General features: G+C 37.7%; 25 protein-coding genes. 21 read left to right on the forward strand and 4 right to left on the reverse strand.

Annotated elements, in window-relative coordinates:
* Positions 1 to 86 precede the first annotated feature (86 nt).
* Complete coding sequence (locus CKV69_RS08220) at positions 87 to 947, reverse strand: DMT family transporter (RefSeq protein WP_015702546.1); 861 nt, start codon at positions 945 to 947, stop codon at positions 87 to 89.
* A 78-nt stretch (positions 948 to 1025) separates the two neighbouring features.
* Positions 1026 to 3446, reverse strand: a complete 2421-nt coding sequence (gene gyrB / locus CKV69_RS08225) for a DNA topoisomerase (ATP-hydrolyzing) subunit B (protein WP_015702547.1) — start codon at positions 3444 to 3446, stop codon at positions 1026 to 1028.
* Between the two features lie 304 nt (positions 3447 to 3750).
* Between gyrB and CKV69_RS08230 the strand changes: the two genes are divergently transcribed.
* The 5 genes from CKV69_RS08230 to CKV69_RS08250 all read left to right on the forward strand — a co-directional run bounded on the left by CKV69_RS08230 (position 3751) and on the right by CKV69_RS08250 (position 7506).
* Positions 3751 to 5100, forward strand: a complete 1350-nt coding sequence (locus CKV69_RS08230; protein WP_005752051.1) for an NAD(P)/FAD-dependent oxidoreductase — start codon at positions 3751 to 3753, stop codon at positions 5098 to 5100.
* Positions 5101 to 5112: 12 nt separating this feature from the next.
* On the forward strand, positions 5113 to 5475 hold the full coding sequence (locus CKV69_RS08235) for a DUF5368 domain-containing protein (RefSeq protein ID WP_005735478.1): 363 nt from the start codon (positions 5113 to 5115) through the stop codon (positions 5473 to 5475).
* Positions 5476 to 5491: 16 nt separating this feature from the next.
* On the forward strand, positions 5492 to 6370 hold the full coding sequence (locus CKV69_RS08240) for an MBL fold metallo-hydrolase (protein WP_005752053.1): 879 nt from the start codon (positions 5492 to 5494) through the stop codon (positions 6368 to 6370).
* Positions 6371 to 6388: 18 nt separating this feature from the next.
* Positions 6389 to 6913, forward strand: a complete 525-nt coding sequence (locus CKV69_RS08245; RefSeq protein WP_005724180.1) for a rhodanese family protein — start codon at positions 6389 to 6391, stop codon at positions 6911 to 6913.
* 305 nt (positions 6914 to 7218) lie between these two features.
* Positions 7219 to 7506, forward strand: a complete 288-nt coding sequence (locus CKV69_RS08250; protein ID WP_005718041.1) for an ArsR/SmtB family transcription factor — start codon at positions 7219 to 7221, stop codon at positions 7504 to 7506.
* An 80-nt stretch (positions 7507 to 7586) separates the two neighbouring features.
* On the opposite strand, the gene glpX is transcribed toward CKV69_RS08250, so the two are convergent.
* On the reverse strand, positions 7587 to 8600 hold the full coding sequence (gene glpX / locus CKV69_RS08255) for a class II fructose-bisphosphatase (protein WP_005724182.1): 1014 nt from the start codon (positions 8598 to 8600) through the stop codon (positions 7587 to 7589).
* A 215-nt stretch (positions 8601 to 8815) separates the two neighbouring features.
* Between glpX and zapB the strand changes: the two genes are divergently transcribed.
* The 13 genes from zapB (at position 8816) to CKV69_RS08320 (ending at position 19609) form a co-directional block, all read left to right on the forward strand.
* Positions 8816 to 9034 carry a cell division protein ZapB gene (gene zapB / locus CKV69_RS08260; protein WP_005718043.1) on the forward strand — a complete coding sequence of 73 codons (219 nt, stop codon included), beginning with the start codon at positions 8816 to 8818 and terminating at the stop codon, positions 9032 to 9034.
* 54 nt (positions 9035 to 9088) lie between these two features.
* On the forward strand, positions 9089 to 9532 hold the full coding sequence (mioC, locus tag CKV69_RS08265; RefSeq protein WP_005755058.1) for an FMN-binding protein MioC: 444 nt from the start codon (positions 9089 to 9091) through the stop codon (positions 9530 to 9532).
* 487 nt (positions 9533 to 10019) lie between these two features.
* Positions 10020 to 11909, forward strand: coding sequence for a tRNA uridine-5-carboxymethylaminomethyl(34) synthesis enzyme MnmG (gene mnmG, locus CKV69_RS08270; RefSeq protein ID WP_015702549.1), 1890 nt, complete (start codon positions 10020 to 10022; stop codon positions 11907 to 11909).
* A complete protein-coding gene (rsmG, locus tag CKV69_RS08275) occupies positions 11909 to 12541 on the forward strand; it encodes a 16S rRNA (guanine(527)-N(7))-methyltransferase RsmG (protein ID WP_005718046.1) in 633 nt (210 codons plus the stop codon). The genes mnmG and rsmG overlap by 1 nt, the downstream gene beginning before the upstream one ends.
* A 137-nt stretch (positions 12542 to 12678) precedes the next feature.
* On the forward strand, positions 12679 to 13086 hold the full coding sequence (locus tag CKV69_RS08280; RefSeq protein WP_005718047.1) for an ATP synthase subunit I: 408 nt from the start codon (positions 12679 to 12681) through the stop codon (positions 13084 to 13086).
* Between the two features lie 10 nt (positions 13087 to 13096).
* Positions 13097 to 13891: a F0F1 ATP synthase subunit A gene (gene atpB / locus CKV69_RS08285; RefSeq protein WP_005724193.1), complete on the forward strand. Its 795-nt coding sequence runs from the start codon at positions 13097 to 13099 to the stop codon at positions 13889 to 13891.
* 56 nt (positions 13892 to 13947) lie between these two features.
* Positions 13948 to 14202 (forward strand): F0F1 ATP synthase subunit C, encoded by a 255-nt coding sequence (atpE, locus tag CKV69_RS08290; protein ID WP_005718049.1) that lies wholly within the window; start codon positions 13948 to 13950, stop codon positions 14200 to 14202.
* A 79-nt stretch (positions 14203 to 14281) separates the two neighbouring features.
* Complete coding sequence (atpF, locus tag CKV69_RS08295) at positions 14282 to 14752, forward strand: F0F1 ATP synthase subunit B (RefSeq protein ID WP_015702551.1); 471 nt, start codon at positions 14282 to 14284, stop codon at positions 14750 to 14752.
* A gap of 13 nt (positions 14753 to 14765) precedes the next feature.
* Positions 14766 to 15299, forward strand: a complete 534-nt coding sequence (gene atpH / locus CKV69_RS08300; RefSeq protein WP_005752058.1) for a F0F1 ATP synthase subunit delta — start codon at positions 14766 to 14768, stop codon at positions 15297 to 15299.
* 12 nt (positions 15300 to 15311) lie between these two features.
* Complete coding sequence (gene atpA, locus CKV69_RS08305; RefSeq protein WP_005724203.1) at positions 15312 to 16853, forward strand: F0F1 ATP synthase subunit alpha; 1542 nt, start codon at positions 15312 to 15314, stop codon at positions 16851 to 16853.
* A gap of 26 nt (positions 16854 to 16879) precedes the next feature.
* Entirely contained in the window at positions 16880 to 17749 is an 870-nt protein-coding gene (gene atpG, locus CKV69_RS08310; RefSeq protein ID WP_005718053.1) for a F0F1 ATP synthase subunit gamma, read from the forward strand.
* A 17-nt stretch (positions 17750 to 17766) separates the two neighbouring features.
* Entirely contained in the window at positions 17767 to 19140 is a 1374-nt protein-coding gene (gene atpD / locus CKV69_RS08315) for a F0F1 ATP synthase subunit beta (RefSeq protein WP_005724211.1), read from the forward strand.
* 40 nt (positions 19141 to 19180) lie between these two features.
* On the forward strand, positions 19181 to 19609 hold the full coding sequence (locus CKV69_RS08320) for a F0F1 ATP synthase subunit epsilon (protein WP_005718055.1): 429 nt from the start codon (positions 19181 to 19183) through the stop codon (positions 19607 to 19609).
* Between the two features lie 57 nt (positions 19610 to 19666).
* Here the strand turns inward: CKV69_RS08320 and tusA are convergent, their stop codons facing one another.
* Positions 19667 to 19906: a sulfurtransferase TusA gene (tusA, locus tag CKV69_RS08325; protein ID WP_025248532.1), complete on the reverse strand. Its 240-nt coding sequence runs from the start codon at positions 19904 to 19906 to the stop codon at positions 19667 to 19669.
* Positions 19907 to 19983: 77 nt separating this feature from the next.
* Between tusA and CKV69_RS08330 the strand changes: the two genes are divergently transcribed.
* The 3 genes from CKV69_RS08330 to hemG are packed head-to-tail and all read left to right on the forward strand — an operon-like array spanning position 19984 to position 22571.
* The gene (locus CKV69_RS08330; protein WP_005718057.1) at positions 19984 to 20592 is read left to right on the forward strand and encodes a YigZ family protein; all 609 of its coding nucleotides are present in this window, start codon (positions 19984 to 19986) and stop codon (positions 20590 to 20592) included.
* Positions 20593 to 20595: 3 nt separating this feature from the next.
* Positions 20596 to 22059 (forward strand): TrkH family potassium uptake protein, encoded by a 1464-nt coding sequence (locus CKV69_RS08335; RefSeq protein ID WP_016570016.1) that lies wholly within the window; start codon positions 20596 to 20598, stop codon positions 22057 to 22059.
* Positions 22059 to 22571, forward strand: coding sequence for a menaquinone-dependent protoporphyrinogen IX dehydrogenase (gene hemG / locus CKV69_RS08340; RefSeq protein WP_005718059.1), 513 nt, complete (start codon positions 22059 to 22061; stop codon positions 22569 to 22571). The genes CKV69_RS08335 and hemG overlap by 1 nt, the downstream gene beginning before the upstream one ends.
* The last annotated feature ends 344 nt before the right edge of the window (positions 22572 to 22915 follow it).

Below are 22915 nucleotides of genomic sequence, written 5' to 3' on the forward strand. Positions count from 1 at the left end.
GTGCGATAGTTTAACACAAATGAGAATAAGATTTATTAAAGTATCAACGGAAAATTATAAATTCCGTAGCGACAAAGAAACCCTAGCTATTCCTTCGCGGTAAATTTTGGCATCATACTGGCCATTACCGTAGAAGATACGATGATAAAAATGCCTAGCCAAGACACAAGCGAAATCATTTCACCTAATAATAAAATCGCTAGACCTACGCCAAATATAGGCTCAAGTGCGGTCAATAACCCAGTAAAGTTGGTATGGGTGGCATTCAGTCCTTTATTCCATAACCAATAAGCAATCCAACTGCAAAAAATAGCCAGATAAAGTAATCCTGCTACACCTTGCCAGTTCCAATTGACAGTCCAATTTTGAGTTAATAACGCAGTGAAAGGTAAACAGGTGATCGCCCCTAACACCACAGAAATCGCAGTATAAGCAGAGGCGGTGATCTGATTAATCATGGTTTTTGTCCAACGTAAGCAAACAGAAAATAAAATCCCTGCAAATAATACTAAAAGACAACCAAGGACTGTGATTTCGCCTTCGTGGCCTCCACCAGCAATTAAAATTGCGACACCAATAAATGCTAATGTACCAAATAACCAGTGATACCAACTGGCTTTATCTTTAAAGAAAAAATGCCCCACAAAAACAATCAATAAAGGTTCTAAACCAATAATAGTGGCAGCACTTGCCGCGGACGTATAATGAAGTCCAACAAACTGTAATAAAAATACTGCAGGATAATTAAAAAAGCCGAGCCACCATAATTGTGGACGTAACCTCTTATCCACTTTTTTCCAATGACGTAAAAAGAGTGGAAAAACAAGTAACGCAATTATCATTAATCGAGTTTGAACGGTTAATACTGGATCGAGCATTGTAAAAGCATATTTCCCAGCAACAAAAGAACTTGCCCAAATAAAGAGTGCAATAATTTGGTATATCATGGATTTATAAAGAAAAAGTGCGGTTAAAATGAACTTTATTTTAACCGCACTTGATGAAATGAAAAGCAGATTTTTTGTCTAAATATCTAAATTTGCATGTAATGCGTTGCTTTCGATAAATTCACGACGTGGCTCGACTTCATCCCCCATTAATGTGGTAAACAGTAAATCTGCCGCCACCGCATCTTTAATCGAAACTTTTAACATACGACGTGCATTCGGATCCATTGTGGTTTCCCAAAGCTGTTCTGGATTCATTTCCCCCAATCCTTTATAGCGCTGTACCATTAACCCACGACGCGACTCTTTCACTAACCATTCAATCGCTTGTTCAAATGAACTCACTTCTAGTTTACGCTCACCACGCATGATATAAGCGCCTTCTTCAATTAAACCGGTTAATTGTTTGCCTAATTTCACGATGCGGGCATATTCACTGCCTGTCGCAAATTGGAAGTTAAGGAAATAATCCGTATCAATCCCATGTGTGCGAACCGTTAACACCGCCTCATGTAAATGACGTTCGCTGTTAAACACAGTACGATAGCTATAATGGTTACCGTTGCTTTCTTTTGTCACCAGTTTATCGACGAGGGTTGCAATCCAGTTTTCCACTTCTTTTTGGTCCGCCATTAATTCACTGGTTAACTCTGGATGATAAATCAATTCTTTTAACACCGCTTCTGGATAATAGCGAGTTAAGCGATCTATCATTTTTTGTACTGCATTATATTCTGACACTAAACTTTCTAACGCCAAGCCACTCATAGCAGGGGCATTTTCATTGACATACAGTGCCGCATTTTCTAACGCAAGTGCGACTTCATATTGCACCATGGCTTCATCGTCTTTGATATATTGCTCTTGTTTGCCTTTTTTCACTTTGTAAAGTGGGGGTTGCGCAATATACACATGACCACGTTCAATCAACTCTGGCATTTGACGATAGAAGAAAGTTAATAATAAGGTTCGAATGTGCGCACCATCCACATCCGCATCGGTCATGATAATAATGCTGTGATAACGCAATTTTTCTGGATTATATTCATCACGACCAATTCCACAACCCAGTGCGGTGATTAATGTCCCCACTTCAGCAGAAGAAAGCATTTTGTCAAAACGGGCTTTTTCTACGTTCAGAATTTTCCCTTTTAACGGTAAAATGGCTTGGTTTTTACGATTACGCCCTTGTTTTGCTGAGCCGCCCGCAGAATCCCCCTCCACGAGGTATAATTCCGATAATGCAGGATCACGCTCTTGGCAGTCAGCAAGTTTACCCGGTAAGCCACCTAAATCTAATGCCCCTTTACGGCGTGTCATCTCACGGGCTTTACGTGCAGCTTCACGCGCACGGGCAGCATCAATGATTTTACCAACAATGATTTTGGCATCGGACGGGTTTTCTAATAAATATTGTTGTAAATATTCATTCATCACCGATTCCACCGCACTTTTCACTTCCGAAGACACTAATTTGTCTTTCGTTTGCGAGGAGAATTTAGGATCAGGTACTTTGACCGAAATAATCGCTACCAAACCTTCTCGAGCATCGTCACCCGAAGTCGCCACTTTCGATTTTTTATTATGACCTTCGTTATCCATGTAGTTATTTAAACTACGAGTTAAAGCACCACGGAAACCCGCTAAGTGCGTACCGCCGTCACGTTGTGGAATATTATTGGTGAAACAATACACGTTTTCGTTAAAGCTATCATTCCACTGCATTGACACTTCCACCCCAATGCCGTCTTTTTCTGTCGAAAAATAGAAAGGTTTTTGATGAATCGGATTTTTGTTACGGTTTAGGTATTCTACAAACGCTTGAATGCCACCTTCATAATGAAAATGATCTTGTCTGTCATTGCGCTTATCAAATAATTTAATCGACACACCTGAATTTAAGAAAGACAATTCACGCAAGCGTTTTGCCAAAATATCGTATTCGAATTCGATGTTATTGAAAATGGTTGGACTCGGCCAGAAACGCACGGCAGTTCCGGTTTGATCCGTTTCACCAATCGCGGCTAATGGTGCTTGAGGTTCACCTAAATGGTAAATTTGTTCATGCACTTTGCCTTGACGACGAATAGTTAATTGCAATTTATCGGAAAGGGCATTAACCACTGACACCCCTACACCATGTAAACCGCCCGAGACTTTGTACGAATTATCATCAAATTTACCGCCTGCATGTAATACCGTCATAATGACTTCAGCAGCCGAAACCCCTTCTTCTGGGTGAATATCAACAGGAATACCACGACCATCATCTTGTACAGACACCGAATTGTCGGTGTGAATGGTGACTGTTATATCCTTAGCATAGCCCGCTAAAGCTTCGTCAATGGAATTATCCACCACTTCGAACACCATGTGATGTAAACCCGTACCATCATCCGTATCCCCAATGTACATACCAGGACGTTTACGCACGGCATCAAGTCCTTTTAAGACTTTAATACTATTCGCACCATAATTTTCAGGGGTATTATTTGACATCGTATCTCTCTTTTTAAACCATAAAAAATTGCTGAGATTATAGCAAATTTTTGGCGAATTGGCTAAGAATAAGTGCGGTCGATTTTGGTTGATATTTTTCTAACTAAAACGGTTTTAAGTGCCTTCCACTACGTAATTTTGAGTCCGAAAAAGTAACGCAAAACAGATGATTTTCTCCACTTAATAAAATTTATAACAATTTTTATACAATTTTATTACATTTCAGTTGATTTATTATTTATATCCTATATATTTCATATTTAATAAATAACATATAAAAAGATAAAATATAAAGGAGAAAATAATGCGTAAATCCAATTATATTAATCAAAGTAAGCGCCAATTTCTGCGTACGGGTGCAGCCAGTATTGCAGCTGGGGCAATTGGTACATCTGGTTTTTTCTTACCTAAAACAGCAACTGCCTCATTACCTAAAATCCGTTCTTCAGCAAAAATTGTGATTGCTGGTGCCGGGGCGGCTGGTCTTACAATTGCTTCTCAACTCGCTGCGCGGCTTGAACCAAGTGCACAAATTATTTTAATTGACTCAAGAATCGCGCATTATTACCAACCCGGGTTTACGCTCGTGGCCGCTGGCATTAAACCTAAACACTATGTTGTTTCACAAACTGAGGAATATTTACCTGACAATGTGAAATGGATTAAAGCCGCTGTAAATGAATTTGATCCCGATAGCAATCGCCTGACGACATCAACGGGTGAGCACATCACTTACGATTATTTATTTGTTGCAACAGGTCTAAAACTTGATTATGACGCTATTGAAGGCATGGATGTTAACTTGATAGGGCAAAATGGCTTAGGCAGCATTTATCACAGCCCAGACAGTGCTTATAAAACATGGCAATTGCTTGATCAATTTGCCAACAAAGGCGGAGATGCGGTCTTCTTACGCCCTGCAACAGAAATGAAATGTGCAGGTGCACCTTTAAAATATACCTTTATCGTGCGTGATTATTTGCTCAGACGCCATACCTTAGATAAATCAAGATTATTTTATAACGCACATAATAAAACCTTATTTAGCGTGCCTATCGTTGATGCAAAAGTCAAAATGCTGTTTGCTGAAAAAAATATCCAAGTCAATTACGATCGTAGCCTTACAGCCATTGATCTGAGTAAACGTATTGCGACCTTTAATAGCCCAGAAGGAGTTGTAGAAGTCCCTTATGATTTTATTAATGTGGTACCTCCAATGCGAGCACCTGATGCCGTTCGTCAATCAGCACTCGCGTGGCAAGAAGGAAAATGGGCTAACGATGGTTGGGTTGAAGTAGAAAAACATACCTTGCGTCACCGTCGTTATGCCAATGTGTTTGCTGTGGGTGATGTGGCAGGGGTCCCAAAAGGCAAAACGGCTGCCAGTGTCAAATGGCAAGTTCCTGTTGCAGTGGCACATTTACTCGCAGAATTAGAGGGCAAACCTTGTGATGAAATTTACAACGGTTATACATCTTGTCCATTAATTACTCAATTAGGAAAGGGGATGCTAGTAGAATTTGATTATAACAACCACTTAACACCTTCTTTCCCCGGTGTAATAGCGCCATTAGAAGAACTGTGGGCAACATGGGCAATTAAAACATTAGGTTTAAAACCCACTTATTTAGGTATGTTACGTGGATTAGCTTAAGGAGCGTTAACAATGAAAGAATTTCAATTTGACACTTTATGGGCTGTGATGCAAATCATGCTAGGGGCATTTTTCTGGCCTGCCTTAATCGTCATAATTTTAACAATCACGGCTTTTTGTTATTTATTAGTCAAAGAAAAGGGGCTTGTTGCTTGTCGTTTAAAAGGCAGTAGTCTTGTCGGATTATTAGGTGGCATACTTGCTTTATATCTTTTGTTTTCAATTTCACAAGCATCAATTAGCGACATAGGCGGACCAATCGATCTGATTCTTGTAGTTTTAGCCTATTTTGGTGGTTTCTTAGCAAGCACAATGCTACTTTATAGTATTATGGGCTTTGTCAAACCAAGAAGTTGTGCTTGTCAAAAAAATTAACTTAATGGAAAGTATCATGAAAATTGCGATACCTGAAATCAAAGCATTTTTTGATGAACCAACGAATACATACAGTTATGTTGTTCACGATCCTGATACGCAAGCTTGTGCCATTATTGATTCTGTTTTGGATTTAGATTATGCGGCAGGAAAAATCAGCACCGTATCTGCAGATGCCATTATTGCGTATATTCAACAACAGCAATTGACTGTTGAGTGGATTTTAGAAACGCATGTGCATGCCGATCATTTATCCGCAGCGCCTTATTTGCAAGAAAAATTAGGTGGAAAAACAGGTATTGGTCAACATATCACAACTGTACAAAATGTATTTGGTAAGGCATTTAATGCCGGTACGGAATTTGCCCGTGATGGTAGTCAATTTAATCGCTTGTTTCATGATGGAGATGAATTCACTCTCGGTCGCCTTCCTGTTAAAGTCATTCATACCCCAGGACATACTCCAGCTTGTGTCAGTTATTTAATTGGAGATGCCGTTTTCGTAGGGGATACTTTATTCATGCCAGATTATGGGACTGCACGTTGTGATTTTCCTGGCGGGGATGCCAATGTGTTATATCAATCTGTACAAAAATTACTTGCTTTACCTGAAGAAACACGGATGTTCTTATGCCACGATTATTTACCTAAACATCGTCAAGAATATTGCTATGAAACCACTGTTAAAGCACAGAAAGAACAAAATATTCATATTCACCACGGGGTTAAGCAAGCAGAATTTGTTCAAATGCGCCAATCGCGTGATGCGACATTATCTATGCCGAAATTGATCATTCCTTCGGTACAAGTCAATATGCGAGCAGGACATTTACCGCCAGCAGAAGAAAATGGGCAAGTCTATTTAAAAGTGCCGATTAATTTATTTAAATCATAATTTACAGGGGAAAGCGCTATGACAATTCAAACCATCTGTGTCAATGATGTATGTGAAAAACTGAAGCAAGGGGCAATTTTAGTTGATATTCGTCAACCTGATGAATATTTAAGAGAAAATATTGAAGGGGCAGAACTACAACCACTTGCACAGCTTGAAAAAGAGGGGTTACAAGGCAATGCTGTGAGTGCAAATGTTATTATTTTTCATTGCCGTTCTGGTCGCCGCACACAGCAAGCCAGTGAATTATTAACCGCGATTTCTGTTGGTAAAGAAGCGTTTATTTTGGAAGGTGGATTAGACGGTTGGAAAGCCAATCATCAACCTACTCGCTTAAATCGTTCTCAACCTTTAGAAATGATGCGTCAAGTCCAAATTGCCGCGGGAAGTTTAACCTTAATTGGTGCGCTTTTAGGTTGGTTAGTTTCACCTGCATTCTATGGTTTATGTGCATTTGTTGGTGCGGGATTATTACTCGCGGGTGCGACGGGATTCTGTGGTATGGCTCGTTTACTTGCTCTCATGCCTTGGAATCGTCAATAACCAACTTGCTGGAAGTAGAAAGCAATATTTTCTACTTCCTTTCTTGTCCTATAATGAAAATGAGCCTTTCTTTTTATGCTGCCTAAATAAGCGATTTAATCAAAAAATAGGCAAATCAACAAAAATGACATATCATACCTGTCTGAATGCGTTTAAGTACATAAGTCAATTTTAGATAACATTTACTATTTAATTGGTTTTTATAAATTTTCTTATTCTTAATTAAATTATTACTTTTTATTTTACATTTTTAATTAAATATAAATAAAAATTTATTTAAAATAAATATCTGTTGGGAAAAAATAATGGAAGAAATATTTTCAAAATGTGATGAAGCAACGAAATTTTTAAAATCTTTTTCAAATCAAAATCGATTAATTATTTTATGTTGTATTTTAGATCAAAAACGCAATGTAACTGAAATTACACAACTTACAGGCTTACCACAAGCCTCTGTTTCCAATCAACTTGCTTTATTACGAGAAAATAAACTGATTGATTGTGAAAAACGCCATCGTGAAAGATTATATTATATTGCCGATCCAAGAGTGCTTGAAATTATGCAACTCTTACATAAATTCTTCTGTCAATAAAATAAATAATAAAAATAACTTTTTTGCACCTTAAAAATAATCTCTTTTGAATTAAGGTGCAAAAATGGGTTTCTTTCTTATTAAGCACCAATAATACGATAAAGTGCGGTATCTTTTCTATCCAAATAATGTACTGATTGGATGCGACGAATGGTGCGAGAACGACCACGAATAAGTAGTGTTTCCGTCGTAGCAAGATTGCCTTTACGGTGAATCCCTTTCAACAAATCCCCGTTAGTAATACCAGTGGCAGAAAAGACTAAATTATCATCACGTACCAGATCTTCTAGTTTTAATACTTGATTAACTTCAATGCCCATTTCTTGGCAACGACGAATTTCCTCTGCAGCAAGTGCTTGATTTTCAGGTGTATCTCCTTTTACGTGATCACGTGGTAATAAACGGGCTTGCATATCGCCACCTAAAGCACGCACAGCCGCCGCCGCAATGACGCCTTCAGGCGCACCACCAATACCGTATAGCATGTCTACCCCACCATCTGGTAAACAACACAATATCGAGGCTGCTACATCACCATCTGGTATAGCCAATACTTTCACACCTAATTGTTGCATTCTTTTGATCATCTCATGATGACGGGGTTTATCTAAAGTAATCACTGTAAGTTGAGAAAGTAATTTCCCCATTTTTGATGCCACTCGACGTAAATTTTGTTCTAGTGGTAAATTGAGATCCACCATGCCTTTGACTTCAGGACCCACCACTAATTTTTCCATATACATATCAGGTGCTTTTAAAAAGGTTTCTTTCCCACCGGCAGCTAAAACAGATAAGGCATTTGCCTGCCCCATGGCAGTCATTCTTGTGCCTTCAATAGGATCAACTGCAATAGAAATTTGTTCACCTTTACCATTTCCCACTTTTTCACCGATATAAAGCATAGGCGCTTCATCAATTTCACCTTCACCAATCACGACTTCAGCATCCATTTCAACTTGATTTAACATCAAACGCATGGCTTGTACTGCAGCATTATCCGCGGCTTCTTTATCGCCACGACCTAACCATGCAAAACCTGCAAGGGCGGCAGCTTCAGTGACTCTTGAAAATTCAATCGCTAATGCTCTATTCATTTTATTATCCTTTGGGTTGATTGATGAAAATTCAGCGTTATTTTAGCACCTAGCAAACGATTGCGTAACGAAAAAATACAAAAATGCACAGAATTTTTTCGAACCAAATAAGAAATTATGTTAAGGTGGCAAGCAAAATGATACTCATCTGTTTAACATCCCTGTTAACTAGAGTAAAATAGACACACTTAATTACATTGTAGAGGAATCCTTTTATGTCTTTAGAAATTTTAGATCAGTTAGAAGAAAAAATTAAACAAGCGGTTGAAACTATCCAATTACTTCAATTGGAAATTGATGAATTAAAAGAAAAAAATAACCAATCTCAACAAGCAAATGACGCATTACGCAGTGAAAATGAACAACTAAAGAGTGAGCACCAAAACTGGCAAGAACGTTTACGCTCATTATTAGGCAAAATTGATAACGTATAATTCACTTCTTATTAAGGCTTAGTTTTTCTAAGCCTTATTTTTTAGGAGAAATTAATGAAAACAAAAATTTGTATTATCACTGGCAGTACGCTTGGTGGTGCAGAATATGTTGCAGAACATATTGCTGAAATATTAGAACAACAAGATTATCCTGTACGTTTAGAACATGGACCAAATTTTGAAGAAGTGATCGATGAAAAATGTTGGCTTGTTGTCACCTCTACCCATGGTGCAGGTGAATTACCGGATAATATTAAACCTCTGTTTGAAAAATTAGCATTTCACCCAAAACAGTTAGCTGACTTACGCTTTGCGGTGATCGGGTTAGGTAATTCGGATTATGATACCTTCTGTCACGCAGTGGATCATGTGGAACAATTACTGCTAAGCAAAGATGCTTTACAACTGTGTGAATCGCTAAGAATGGATATGCTAACCATTACTGATCCTGAACACACGGCCGAACAATGGCTCCCACAATTTCTCAGTCAATTATAATATTTATTCCCTATACAATGGCATATGTAAATCAAATATGCCATTTTTCATCTCGATCAAGCATAATATTTAACCAATCAAATCAATATTTTCTCTGTGGATAACTAAGATCAAAACTGTATAAAAGCTGTTTTTATTCCCTGAATAAGATTGAATGTTTTTTATTCTGTGGATAACTAAAGAAGTTATTCACAGTTTTTTCTGGTGCCAAATTGAGATCTTAACAACTTAAAAAATGATCTAAGTTATTCATTTAAAAAAAGAAAAGGATCTTAATCACAGCACTATAGGATCCTAATAATCATAATAATAAGATCTCTTTATATAAAAAGATCCTATCTTTATTAACTCACGATCTTTTTCACGATCATCGTACAGTCTTGATCAAAAATGTTTCTTTCATGGATCCATAAATTTCAGTAGAATAGCCAACCAGCAAAAAGGATCAAAAGATCCATAAAATCCGAGATAAATTAACAAGGTTACTATGTTTTATACTGAAAATTATGATGTTATTGTGATCGGTGGTGGACACGCAGGTACTGAAGCTGCACTTGCACCGGCACGCATGGGACTCAAGACCCTATTATTAACCCATAATGTTGATACACTAGGGCAAATGTCTTGTAATCCTGCGATTGGTGGGATTGGTAAAGGCCATTTAGTCCGAGAAATTGATGCGATGGGCGGTTTAATGGCAACTGCTGCGGACCAAGCAGGAATCCAATTTCGTACCTTAAACAGCAGCAAAGGACCGGCGGTACGTGCTACACGTGCGCAAGCTGACCGCGTTTTATATCGCCAAGCAGTACGTATTGCATTAGAAAATCAAGAAAATTTAGATATTTTTCAACAAGAAGTGACCGATATTATTTTAGATCAGGATCGTGTCTGCGGTGTTGTTACTAAAATGGGTTTAAAATTTCACGCAAAAGCAGTGATTTTAACAGCCGGTACTTTCCTTTCTGGTAAGATCCACATTGGTTTAGAAAATTATACAGGTGGACGCGCGGGTGATCCTGCTTCAGTGATGTTAGCCGATCGTTTAAGAGAACTGAATTTACGTGTAGATCGTTTAAAAACGGGTACACCGCCCCGTATTGATGCACGTACTATTGATTTCTCAATACTGGCTAAACAACATGGCGATGAAAAATTACCTGTCTTTTCCTTCATGGGATCTGTTGATCAACACCCACGTCAAATTCCATGTTTTATTACCCATACAAATGAACAAACGCATGAAGTGATCCGTAATAACTTAGATCGCAGCCCAATGTATGCTGGGATCATTGAAGGGATCGGTCCACGTTATTGCCCTTCTATTGAAGATAAAGTAATGCGTTTTTCTGAGCGTAATTCTCATCAAATCTACCTTGAACCTGAAGGGTTAACCAGTAACGAGATCTATCCAAATGGGATCTCCACCAGTTTACCTTTTGATGTTCAAATGAAGATCGTTAATTCAATGAAAGGGATGGAAAAAGCACGCATTATCAAGCCAGGTTATGCAATTGAATACGACTATTTTGATCCAAGAGATCTCAAACCCACTTTAGAAACAAAATCGATCCGTGGTTTATTTTTTGCTGGTCAAATTAACGGAACCACGGGTTATGAAGAAGCCGCAGGGCAAGGGTTACTGGCAGGAATTAATGCTGGGTTATTTGTACAAGAAAAAGAAGCTTGGTTCCCACGTCGTGATCAAGCATATATCGGTGTTCTTGTTGATGATCTTTGTACTTTAGGGACGAAAGAACCTTATCGTGTGTTTACGTCTCGTGCAGAATATCGCTTATTGTTGCGTGAAGATAATGCTGATAGTCGTTTAACACCAATTGCTCATCAATTAGGTTTAATTGATGAAAAACGTTGGGCAAGATTCAATCAAAAAATGGAAAATATTGAATTAGAAAGACAACGTTTACGCCAAATTTGGCTCCACCCACGTTCTGAATATTTAGACGAAGCAAATAAGGTCTTAGGTAGTCCATTAGTGCGTGAAGCCAGTGGGGAAGATTTATTACGTCGCCCAGAAATGAATTATCAGATTTTAACTTCATTAACGCCATTCCAACCAGCAATGGATGATCAAGAGGCGGTAGAACAAGTAGAAATTGCGATTAAATATCAAGGTTATATTGAACATCAACAAGAAGAAATTGCACGTCAAAAACGGCATGAAAGTACCGCGATTCCTGCTCATTTTGATTATACTGTCGTATCTGGTTTATCCAATGAAGTACGTGCTAAGTTAGAGCAACATCGCCCTGTTTCCATTGGACAAGCTTCGCGTATTTCTGGTGTAACTCCAGCGGCGATTTCAATTTTATTAGTAAGCTTGAAAAAACAAGGCATGTTAAAGCGTGGTGAATAATGACTAACCTTGAGCAACAACTTAGCCAAAAATTAGAAATTTTATTAAAACAGACCGCACTTTCGATAACCGATCAACAGAAAGAGCAGTTAATAAAATTGGTTTTATTATTAAATAAGTGGAATAAAGCCTATAATCTCACTTCTGTACGTGATCCGATGGAAATGTTGGTAAAGCATATCTTAGACAGTGTTGTGGTGAGCCCTCATTTACAAGGTAAACATTTTATTGATGTTGGTACAGGTCCTGGCTTACCGGGATTACCGCTTGCTATTGTTAATCCTAATAAACACTTTGTACTTTTAGACAGTTTGGGTAAACGAATTAGTTTTATTCGTAATGCGATTCGTGAGTTAGGCTTAGATAATGTTGAAGCCGTACTAAGCCGAGTTGAAGAATATCATCCAGAACAACCATTTGATGGTGTATTAAGTCGTGCTTTTGCTTCTTTAAAAGATATGACGGATTGGTGTCAACATTTACCAAAACAAGATGGTTATTTTTATGCCTTAAAAGGGCTTTACCATCAAGAAGAAGTGGAAGAATTAAGTGAAAAGTTTACTATTCAACAGGTGATTCGACTACAAGTGCCAGAGCTGATTGGAGAAAGACATTTAGTGATTGTTAAGTAAACTTTAAAGGAATGTTTAAAAAATATAATTTTGTGATCTTGTTCACATATTTTAATTTCTAATAGTATTAAAACTAGCGTATAATCCACAGCAATTTTGTTTTTATTTATACTGTTTCAATGCAGTGAATACAGGTAATGTCGAAAGTAATCTATCAAGCTAAAAAGCAATATAAAATTGCACTGGGTATTGAACTGGGCGTATTGTTAGCTAGTTTGATTTGTTTGTTGGGTTATCAATGGCAAGTCGCGATATCTTTTATATTGGGGTCATTGGCGATATTTATTCCACATTGTTTATTTGTTTGGTTCGTTTTTTTTACAAAAAAACAACAATTTTCGAATAAGTTAACAACATTTTATGGTGGAGAGGCCGTTAAATTTATATCCACAATTTTTTTGATTGTACTTGCTTTTAAACTGTTCAATTCAATGCATTTTATTGCATTTTTTGTTGGATATTTTATAACAATAGTTTTAAACAATATTCTTCCATTTTTTATAAGTAAGTACTTAAATATAAAGCATTTTCATAAATATCAATAAAGGATTAGTTATGGCAGCAGAGCTTACAACAGCGGGATATATTGGGCACCATTTAGCATTCTTGAAAACAGGGGATTCTTTCTGGCATGTTCATTTAGATACCCTTCTATTTTCAATTATTTCAGGTGCAATTTTTCTTTTTGTTTTTTCAAAAGTTGCAAAAAAAGCAACGCCGGGTGTGCCTAGCAAGATGCAATGTTTTGTTGAGATAATGGTTGATTGGATTGATGGGATCGTAAAAGAAAATTTCCATGGTCCTCGTCATGCTGTTGGACCATTAGCATTAACTATTTTCTGCTGGGTATTCATTATGAATGCTATCGATTTGATCCCAGTAGATTTCCTACCTCAATTAGCCCATTTATTTGGTATTGAATACTTAAGAGCTGTTCCAACAGCAGATATCAGTGGAACATTAGGCTTATCAATTGGTGTCTTCTTCTTAATTATTTTCTATACAATCAAATCAAAAGGTATGAGTGGCTTTGTTAAAGAATATACGCTTCATCCTTTTAATCATCCTTTGTTAATTCCGGTTAACTTAGCGCTTGAATCAGTCACATTATTAGCAAAACCTGTTTCTTTGGCGTTCCGTCTTTTCGGGAATATGTATGCAGGTGAACTTATCTTTATTCTTATTGCAGTGATGTACATGGCAAATAATTTTGCACTTAATTCAATGGGTATTTTCATGCATTTGGCTTGGGCTATTTTCCATATTCTTGTGATTACCTTACAAGCATTTATTTTTATGATGCTTACAGTGGTTTATTTGAGTATGGGTTATAACAAAGCAGAACACTAATTTTTTATAAACAAAACCAGACCTTGGGTCTAAATTTCAATCTTATGGAGAACATTATGGAAACTGTAATTACTACAACAATCATCGCATCTGCAATTCTTCTTGCTGTAGCAGCATTAGGAACGGCTTTAGGTTTTGCTATCTTAGGAGGTAAATTCTTAGAGTCATCAGCTCGTCAGCCAGAATTAGCAAGCAGCTTACAAATCAAAATGTTTATTGTTGCAGGTCTTTTAGATGCGATTTCAATGATTGCTGTAGGTATTGCGTTGTTATTTATCTTTGCTAACCCATTCATCGACCTATTAAAATAATTATTGATTTGCGAATAGGTGCAAATAATTACTCTGTTACAGAGTAATATAAACAATGATTATATAAGGAGGAGTGGTTGTGAATTTAAATGCAACACTAATTGGTCAACTTATCGCGTTCGCAATTTTTGTTGCGTTCTGTATGAAATTTGTTTGGCCGCCAATTATTAAAGCGATTGAAGAGCGTCAACGTTCAATTGCAAATGCGTTAGCATCGGCAGAAGCGGCGAGAAAAGAGCAAGCAGATACGAAAGCTTTAGTTGAGCAAGAAATTACTGAAGCCAAAATGCAAGCGCAGCAAATTATTGATTTAGCGAATAAACGTCGCAATGAAATTTTAGAAGAAGTCAAAGTAGAAGCTGAAGCAACAAAAACGAAAATTATTGAACAAGGTTATGCTGAAGTAGAAGCAGAGCGTAAACGTGTTCAAGAAGAATTACGTGTTAAAGTTGCATCGCTTGCGATTGCGGGTGCTGAGAAAATTGTGGGTCGTACAGTTGATGAAGCGGCAAACAGTGACATTATTGATAAATTAGTTGCAGAACTATAAGAAGGTTGGGCTTATGTCAGAATTAACTACAATAGCTCGCCCTTATGCCAAAGCAGCATTTGATTTTGCTATTGAGCAAAATACAGTAGAAAAATGGGCGAATATGTTGCATTTTTCATCCGAATTAATCAAAGATGAAACAATGCAAACTTTTCTAAAAAGCTCACTTTCTGCTAGTAAACTTGCCGATACAGTAATTTCAATTTGTGGCGAACAACTTGATCAATATGGGCAAAATCTTATTCGGTTAATGGCTGAAAATAAGCGTTTGGAAGTGCTTCCTGCTATCTATCAAGCATTTCAACATTATGTTGAAGAGCACCAAAAAGTAGCAGAAGTTCAGGTCATATCAGCACAACCATTAAATGCAACGCAAGAGCAAAAAATTGCTAGCGCAATGGAAAAAAGATTGGCTCGTAAAGTTAAATTAAATTGTAGCTTAGATAGTTCACTGATCGCAGGTGTAATTATTCGTACAGATGATTTTGTTATTGATGGAAGTAGTCGCGGACAACTGTCTCGTCTAGCAAATGAGCTGCAATTATAAGAGGAATAAAAAATGCAACTAAATTCTACAGAAATTAGTGAATTGATTAAAAAACGCATTGCCCAATTCGATGTTGTGAGTGAAGCTCGTAATACGGGGACAATCGTTTCTGTGAGTGACGGAATTATCCGTATTCACGGTTTAAGTGAAGTGATGCAAGGGGAAATGATTGCATTACCAGGCAATCGCTATGCGATGGCGCTTAACCTTGAGAGAGATTCTGTGGGTGCAGTAGTAATGGGACCTTATGCAGATCTTGCTGAAGGAATGGAAGTTCAATGTACAGGTCGTATTCTTGAAGTCCCAGTTGGTCGTGGCTTACTAGGTCGTGTCGTCAATACATTAGGTGAGCCAATCGATGGAAAAGGTGAGATCGAAAACGATGGTTTTTCACCAGTTGAAGTGATCGCACCAGGTGTTATCGATCGTAAATCGGTTGATCAACCAGTACAAACTGGTTATAAAGCGGTTGACTCCATGGTACCAATCGGTCGTGGTCAGCGTGAATTAATTATAGGTGACCGTCAAACCGGTAAAACGGCATTAGCCATTGACGCCATCATCAATCAACGTGATTCAGGTATCAAATGTATTTATGTTGCAATTGGTCAAAAAGCATCAACTATTGCTAACGTAGTACGTAAATTAGAAGAACATGGTGCCTTACAAAATACAATCGTTGTTGTTGCATCAGCATCAGAATCTGCTGCTTTACAATATTTAGCACCATATTCTGGTTGTGCGATGGGTGAATATTTCCGTGATCGTGGTGAAGATGCATTAATCATTTATGATGATTTATCAAAACAAGCCGTTGCGTATCGTCAAATTTCATTATTATTACGTCGCCCACCAGGTCGTGAAGCATTCCCAGGGGATGTTTTCTATTTACACTCTCGTTTACTTGAGCGTGCTTCTCGCGTAAATGAAGAATATGTTGAGCGTTTCACGAATGGTGAAGTAAAAGGAAAAACGGGTTCTTTAACCGCACTTCCAATTATTGAAACTCAAGCGGGTGACGTTTCTGCGTTCGTTCCAACTAACGTGATTTCGATTACTGATGGTCAGATTTTCTTAGAATCTAATTTATTTAACTCAGGTATTCGCCCTGCGGTAAACCCAGGTATTTCGGTATCTCGTGTAGGTGGTTCAGCGCAAACTAAAGTAATTAAAAAATTAGCAGGTGGTATTCGTACTGCACTTGCACAATATCGTGAATTAGCGGCATTTGCTCAGTTCGCTTCGGATCTTGATGATGCAACACGTAAGCAATTATCACATGGTCAAAAAGTAACTGAATTATTGAAACAAAAACAATACTCTCCGTTATCTGTAGCACAACAAGCATTAGTGTTATTTGCAGTAGAGTTTGGTTACTTAGAAGAAGTGGACTTAGATCGTATTGGTTCATTTGAATCAGCACTTTTAGAGTATGCTAACCATAACTATGCTGATTTTATGCGTGAGTTAACCCAATCTGGCAATTACAATGATGAAATTAAAGAGTCATTAAAAGGCATTTTGGATAGCTTCAAAGCAAACAGTGCGTGGTAAGTTAACACTTTAAATGGAGAGACAAAATGGCAGGTGCTAAAGAGATAAGAACCAAAATCGCGAGTGTAAAAAGTACACAAAAAATTACTAAAGCGATGGAAATGGTTGCTGCCTCGAAAATGCGTAAAACGCAAGAACGCATGTCTTCTTCACGCCCTTATTCAGAAACAATACGTAACGTGATTAGCCACGTTTCCAAAGCAACGATTGGTTACAAGCATCCATTTTTAGTGGATCGCGAAGTAAAAAAAGTGGGCATGATTGTTGTGTCCACAGATCGTGGTCTTTGTGGTGGCTTAAACGTGAACTTGTTTAAAACTGTATTAAATGAAATGAAAGAATGGAAAGAAAAAGATGTTTCCGTTCAATTGAGTTTAATCGGTTCTAAATCTATCAACTTTTTCCAATCTTTGGGAATTAAAATTTTAACCCAAGATTCAGGTATTGGTGATACTCCCTCTGTTGAGCAGTTAATTGGTTCAGTCAATTCTATGATTGATGCTTATAAAAAAGGGGAAGTAGATGTTGTGTATTTAGTTTATAACAAATTTATTAACACGATGTCGCAAAAGCCAGTATTGGAAAAATTAATTCCATTACCAGAATTAGATAATGATGAATTAGGCGAAAGAAAACAAGTTTGGGATTATATTTACGAACCTGATGCGAAAGTATTATTAGATAATTTATTGGTTCGTTATTTAGAATCTCAGGTTTATCAAGCAGCAGTTGAAAACCTTGCTTCTGAGCAAGCCGCTCGAATGGTCGCCATGAAAGCAGCAACAGATAACGCAGGTAACTTAATTAATGAGTTACAGTTAGTCTATAACAAAGCTCGTCAAGCAAGTATTACAAATGAATTAAATGAAATTGTTGCCGGTGCAGCAGCAATTTAACAAATAGAGGATCGGTAATGGCAACTGGAAAAATTGTACAAATCATCGGTGCGGTTATTGACGTTGAATTCCCACAAGATGCAGTACCAAAAGTATATGATGCCTTAAATGTTGAAACAGGTTTAGTACTTGAAGTTCAACAACAATTAGGTGGTGGTGTAGTTCGCTGTATCGCAATGGGATCATCTGATGGATTAAAACGCGGTTTAAGCGTAACAAATACGAATAACCCAATTTCTGTTCCAGTGGGAACGAAAACATTGGGTCGTATCATGAACGTATTGGGTGAACCAATCGATGAGCAAGGTGAAATCGGTGCAGAAGAGAATTGGTCTATTCACCGTGCGCCACCAAGTTATGAAGAACAATCTAACAGTACTGAACTTTTAGAAACGGGAATTAAAGTTATCGACTTAGTTTGTCCGTTTGCGAAAGGGGGTAAAGTAGGTTTATTCGGTGGTGCGGGTGTCGGTAAAACCGTCAATATGATGGAATTAATCCGTAACATCGCAATTGAGCACTCAGGTTACTCTGTCTTTGCGGGGGTAGGTGAGCGTACGCGTGAAGGTAACGACTTCTATCATGAGATGAAAGACTCTAACGTATTAGATAAAGTGTCTCTTGTTTATGGTCAAATGAACGAGCCACCAGGTAACCGTTTACGTGTGGCATTAACAGGCTTAACTATGGCGGAAAAATTCCGTGATGAAGGTCGTGATGTCTTATTCTTCGTTGATAATATTTATCGTTATACTCTTGCTGGTACAGAAGTTTCTGCATTATTAGGTCGTATGCCATCTGCGGTAGGTTATCAACCAACCCTTGCAGAAGAAATGGGTGTTCTGCAAGAGCGTATTACCTCAACCAAAACAGGTTCTATTACTTCTGTTCAAGCCGTTTACGTGCCTGCCGATGACTTAACTGACCCATCGCCAGCAACCACGTTTGCGCACTTAGACTCAACAGTTGTATTAAGCCGTCAAATCGCGTCATTAGGTATTTATCCTGCAGTGGATCCATTAGAATCAACTTCTCGTCAGTTAGATCCATTAGTCGTGGGTGAAGAACACTACAACGTTGCACGTGGTGTACAAACAACCTTACAACGTTATAAAGAATTGAAAGATATTATTGCAATTCTTGGTATGGATGAGTTATCTGAAGAAGATAAATTAGTGGTTGCACGTGCACGTAAGATCGAACGTTTCTTATCACAACCGTTCTTCGTTGCGGAAGTATTTAATGGTACGCCAGGTAAATATGTTCCATTAAAAGAAACAATTCGTGGCTTTAAAGGTATTTTAGACGGTGAATATGACCATATCCCAGAACAAGCGTTCTATATGGCGGGTACCATCGACGAAGTATTAGAAAAAGCGAAAAAATTGTAATTGCTTCTGAAAGCAACTAATCAGGCTTGAAGGAGAAAAAATGTCAGTATTTAACTTAACCGTAGTAAGTGCAGAGCAACAGATTTTTTCTGGTCAAGTAGAGAGTATTCAAGCAACAGGTATTGAGGGTGAACTGGGTATTTTAGCTGGTCACACCCCACTCCTTACGGCGATTAAACCCGGTATTGTGAAATTAACTCTTGAAGACGGAAAAGAAGAAGTGATCTATGTCTCGGGTGGTTTTTTAGAAGTTCAACCCAATGTGGTTACCGTATTAGCGGATACGGCGATTCGTGGTGATGAATTAGATGGCGATCGTATTTTAGCTGCTAAAAAACGTGCAGAAGAAAATATTCGTACGCGTCATGGCGATGCTAATTATGAAATGTTGGCGTCGAAACTGTCTAAAGAATTAGCGAAACTCCGTGCTTATGAATTAACGGAAAAATTAGTTAAAAATAAACGCTAATTTGACCGCACTTTAAATACCAAAAAGACCACATCATGTGGTCTTTCTTTTTCAATTTTATTTGCCTTTTTTTACCCAATATTGAAAGGGAATATGTTCAATCTCACTTTTTAACAGTGTGTGTTCCATAAATTGACAAAAACTGGGAATATCTCTTGTTGTTGCTGGATCATCCGCGATAACTAATAAAACATCGCCTTCCTCTAAAAAACGGATGTGTTTTCTCACCAGCATAACTGGCTCAGGACAGCGTAGGCCTAATGTATCTAATGTTTGTGCTACCCTAATCTCATTCATTGATTTTTATCATTGGTTGGCTATATTTAGGCGGTATAATACACCAAACTCAAATTGCGTAAAAGTTCAATAAAACAATGATTGAATATAAAATCCCAAAAAGTGCGGTCATTTTTGAAGAAGAAATCAAAAAAAGCCGTTTCATCACTTATCTTCAACATGTAGAAAACCTAACACAAGCAAAGGCATTTTGGCAACAAATCAAATCCCAACACCCTCAAGCACGTCATCATTGTTGGGCAACCATTGCTGGCGCGCCCAATGATTCACAACAATTTGGTTTTTCCGATGATGGCGAACCGGCTGGTACAGCGGGTAAGCCGATGTTGTCTGCTTTACAAGGCAGTAAGATTGGTGAAATTTGTGCTGTGGTTGTGCGTTATTATGGCGGCATTTTATTGGGAACGGGAGGGTTAGTCCGTGCTTATGGCAACGGTGTGCAACAAGCACTGACGTTATTAGAAACCGCAGTAAAAGTGCAACGTCAATCTTACAAAGTGCACTGTGATTATAGTCATATTAATGCGTTACAACTGCTTTGTGAAAAACAGGATGTGATGATCATAAATCAACATTTTGTTGATCGTGTAGCATTTGAGTTAGGGATCAGAGATGATAAACTGACAGCATTTGAACAAGCCTTAATTGAACGTTTTAGTGGACAGTTACAATTAGAAAGAGAGTAAATTTTGAGAATATTATCCATTATCCGTATTGTTGGCATTCTTGTGATGTGTTTTTCCCTCACCATGTTAGCACCTGCTTTTGTGGCATTACTCTATGGTGATGGAGGCGGTAAAGCGTTTATGCAGACTTTTGTAATGAGTGCTATTGTTGGTATGTTATTGTGGTGGCCTTGTCATCACCATAAAGAAGAATTACGTTCTCGAGATGGCTTTTTAATTGTGGTGGCATTTTGGTTAGTACTCGGCAGCATCGGGGCCATTCCATTCATGTTGTTTGAGAAACCGCACCTGTCTTTTTCCTCGGCAATTTTTGAGTCATTTTCTGGCTTAACTACCACGGGTGCTACTGTCATCGAAGGTTTAGACCAACTTCCAAAAGCGATTTTATTTTATCGACAGTTACTCCAATGGCTAGGCGGGATGGGGATCATTGTATTAGCGGTAGCGATTATTCCTTTATTAGGTATAGGTGGTACACAGTTATATCGTGCAGAGTCCTCCGGTCCTTTAAAAGAACAAAAATTACGCCCACGTATTGCTGAAGTAGCAAAACTTCTGTGGATTTTATATTTCTCTCTCACGGTTCTTTGTGCAATAGCGTATTGGTTTGCTGGCATGAATGCATTTGATGCCATTGGACACAGTTTTTCTACGGTAGCGAACGGTGGATTTTCAACCCATGATGCAAGTATGGGGTATTTCAATAATGCGACTATTTATTTGATTACAACCTTCTTTATGCTGATTGCGGGGGTTAATTTTAATTTGCATATTTCCGCGCTGACGTATCTCGGTAAACAAAATCTCTGGAAAAATTATTGGAAAGATCCTGAATTTCGTTTTTTCGTAGCGATACAAGTACTGTTTATTTTATTATTTTCTCTCTCTTTATATTTTTATGACGTCCTCACAAATTTAAGTGATGCTTTTATTCAGGGTTCATTACAATTGACATCAATGTCAATGACCGCAGGTTATAGTATTTTTGATATGAATAACTTACCTGCATTTTCTGCTATGTTATTAGTCATTGCTAGTGTCATCGGCGGATGTGGTGGTTCAACAACAGGTGGCTTAAAAACTATCCGTGTTTTAATTTTATGGCTACAAGTTAAAAGAGAATTACGTAGTCTTGTCCACCCAAATTTAGTTCAACCAATAAAACTAGGACAAAATATTTTACCTATTCGGATGTTAGAAAGTATTTGGGCTTTTCTTATGATTTTTATTTTGGTGTATTGGGTCTGTGTTTTTGCCGTGATTCTTTGTGGTATGGATGTGTTTGATGCTATGGGATCTGTTTTTGCAACATTAACCAATGCGGGTCCTGGGCTTGGTGTGATCCACCAAGATTTTCTTAATGTCCCTGAAAGCGCCAAGATTGTTTTTGCATTTGCCATGATTTGTGGCCGTTTAGAAATTTTTTCTTTATTAGTTCTCTTTACTCCTACTTTTTGGAAAGAATAATGAAAACACTGATTCTCTATTCAAGCCGTGATGGGCAAACGAAAAAAATCGCAGAATTTATTGCTTCGAAATTAAGTGGTGATGTACAAACACAACCTTTGACAGAAAAAACAGATATTACGAAAGCCGATCGCATCGTAATAGGTGCCTCCATTCGCTATGGGCATTTTGATAAAGTACTTGATAAATTTGTGAAAAAACAGACCGCACTTTTGAGCCAAAAGCCAAATGCATTTTTTGCAGTTAATCTTACCGCGCGTAAAGCTGGAAAAGATACGCCAGAAACGAATGTCTATGTCAGAAAATTTTTACAGCGTATTGATTGGCAACCGCATTTAGCGGCGGTTTTTGCTGGAGCATTATATTATCCACGCTATTCTTTTTTTGATCGTACAATGATTCGCTTGATTATGAAAATCACAGGTGGAGAAACAGATACCAGCAAAGAAATTGAATACACTGATTGGCAGAAAGTTGAATTTTTCACAGAGCAATTTGAGAAGCTTAAATAAAGTACATGTTTTGTTTGTTTTTATAGCGGAAAAATCATTTTTGGTTAATAAAAGAGCTGTCAGTAAAAAAAATGAAAAAAGCGCTTGCGTGAAAATCTGAAATCCCTATAATGCACCTCCGCACCGCAAGGGAGGCAAGCGAAAGGAAAGCGTAATGCTTTTTGTTGTTTTAAAAGGTAAGCAGTCTTTAAAATAAAATGGCTTGACATAGAATAGAGATTTGATTATCATTTTCGTCCTTGCTTAGTGCAACGTTCTTTAACAATCTAACAGACAATCTGTGTGGGCACTTGTTGATTGATTTCATTTAAAAAATTTTAAATTTGAAGTCTTAATAGGTGCTT

The organism is Pasteurella multocida (assembly GCF_900187275.1).
Lineage (GTDB): Bacteria > Pseudomonadota > Gammaproteobacteria > Enterobacterales > Pasteurellaceae > Pasteurella > Pasteurella multocida.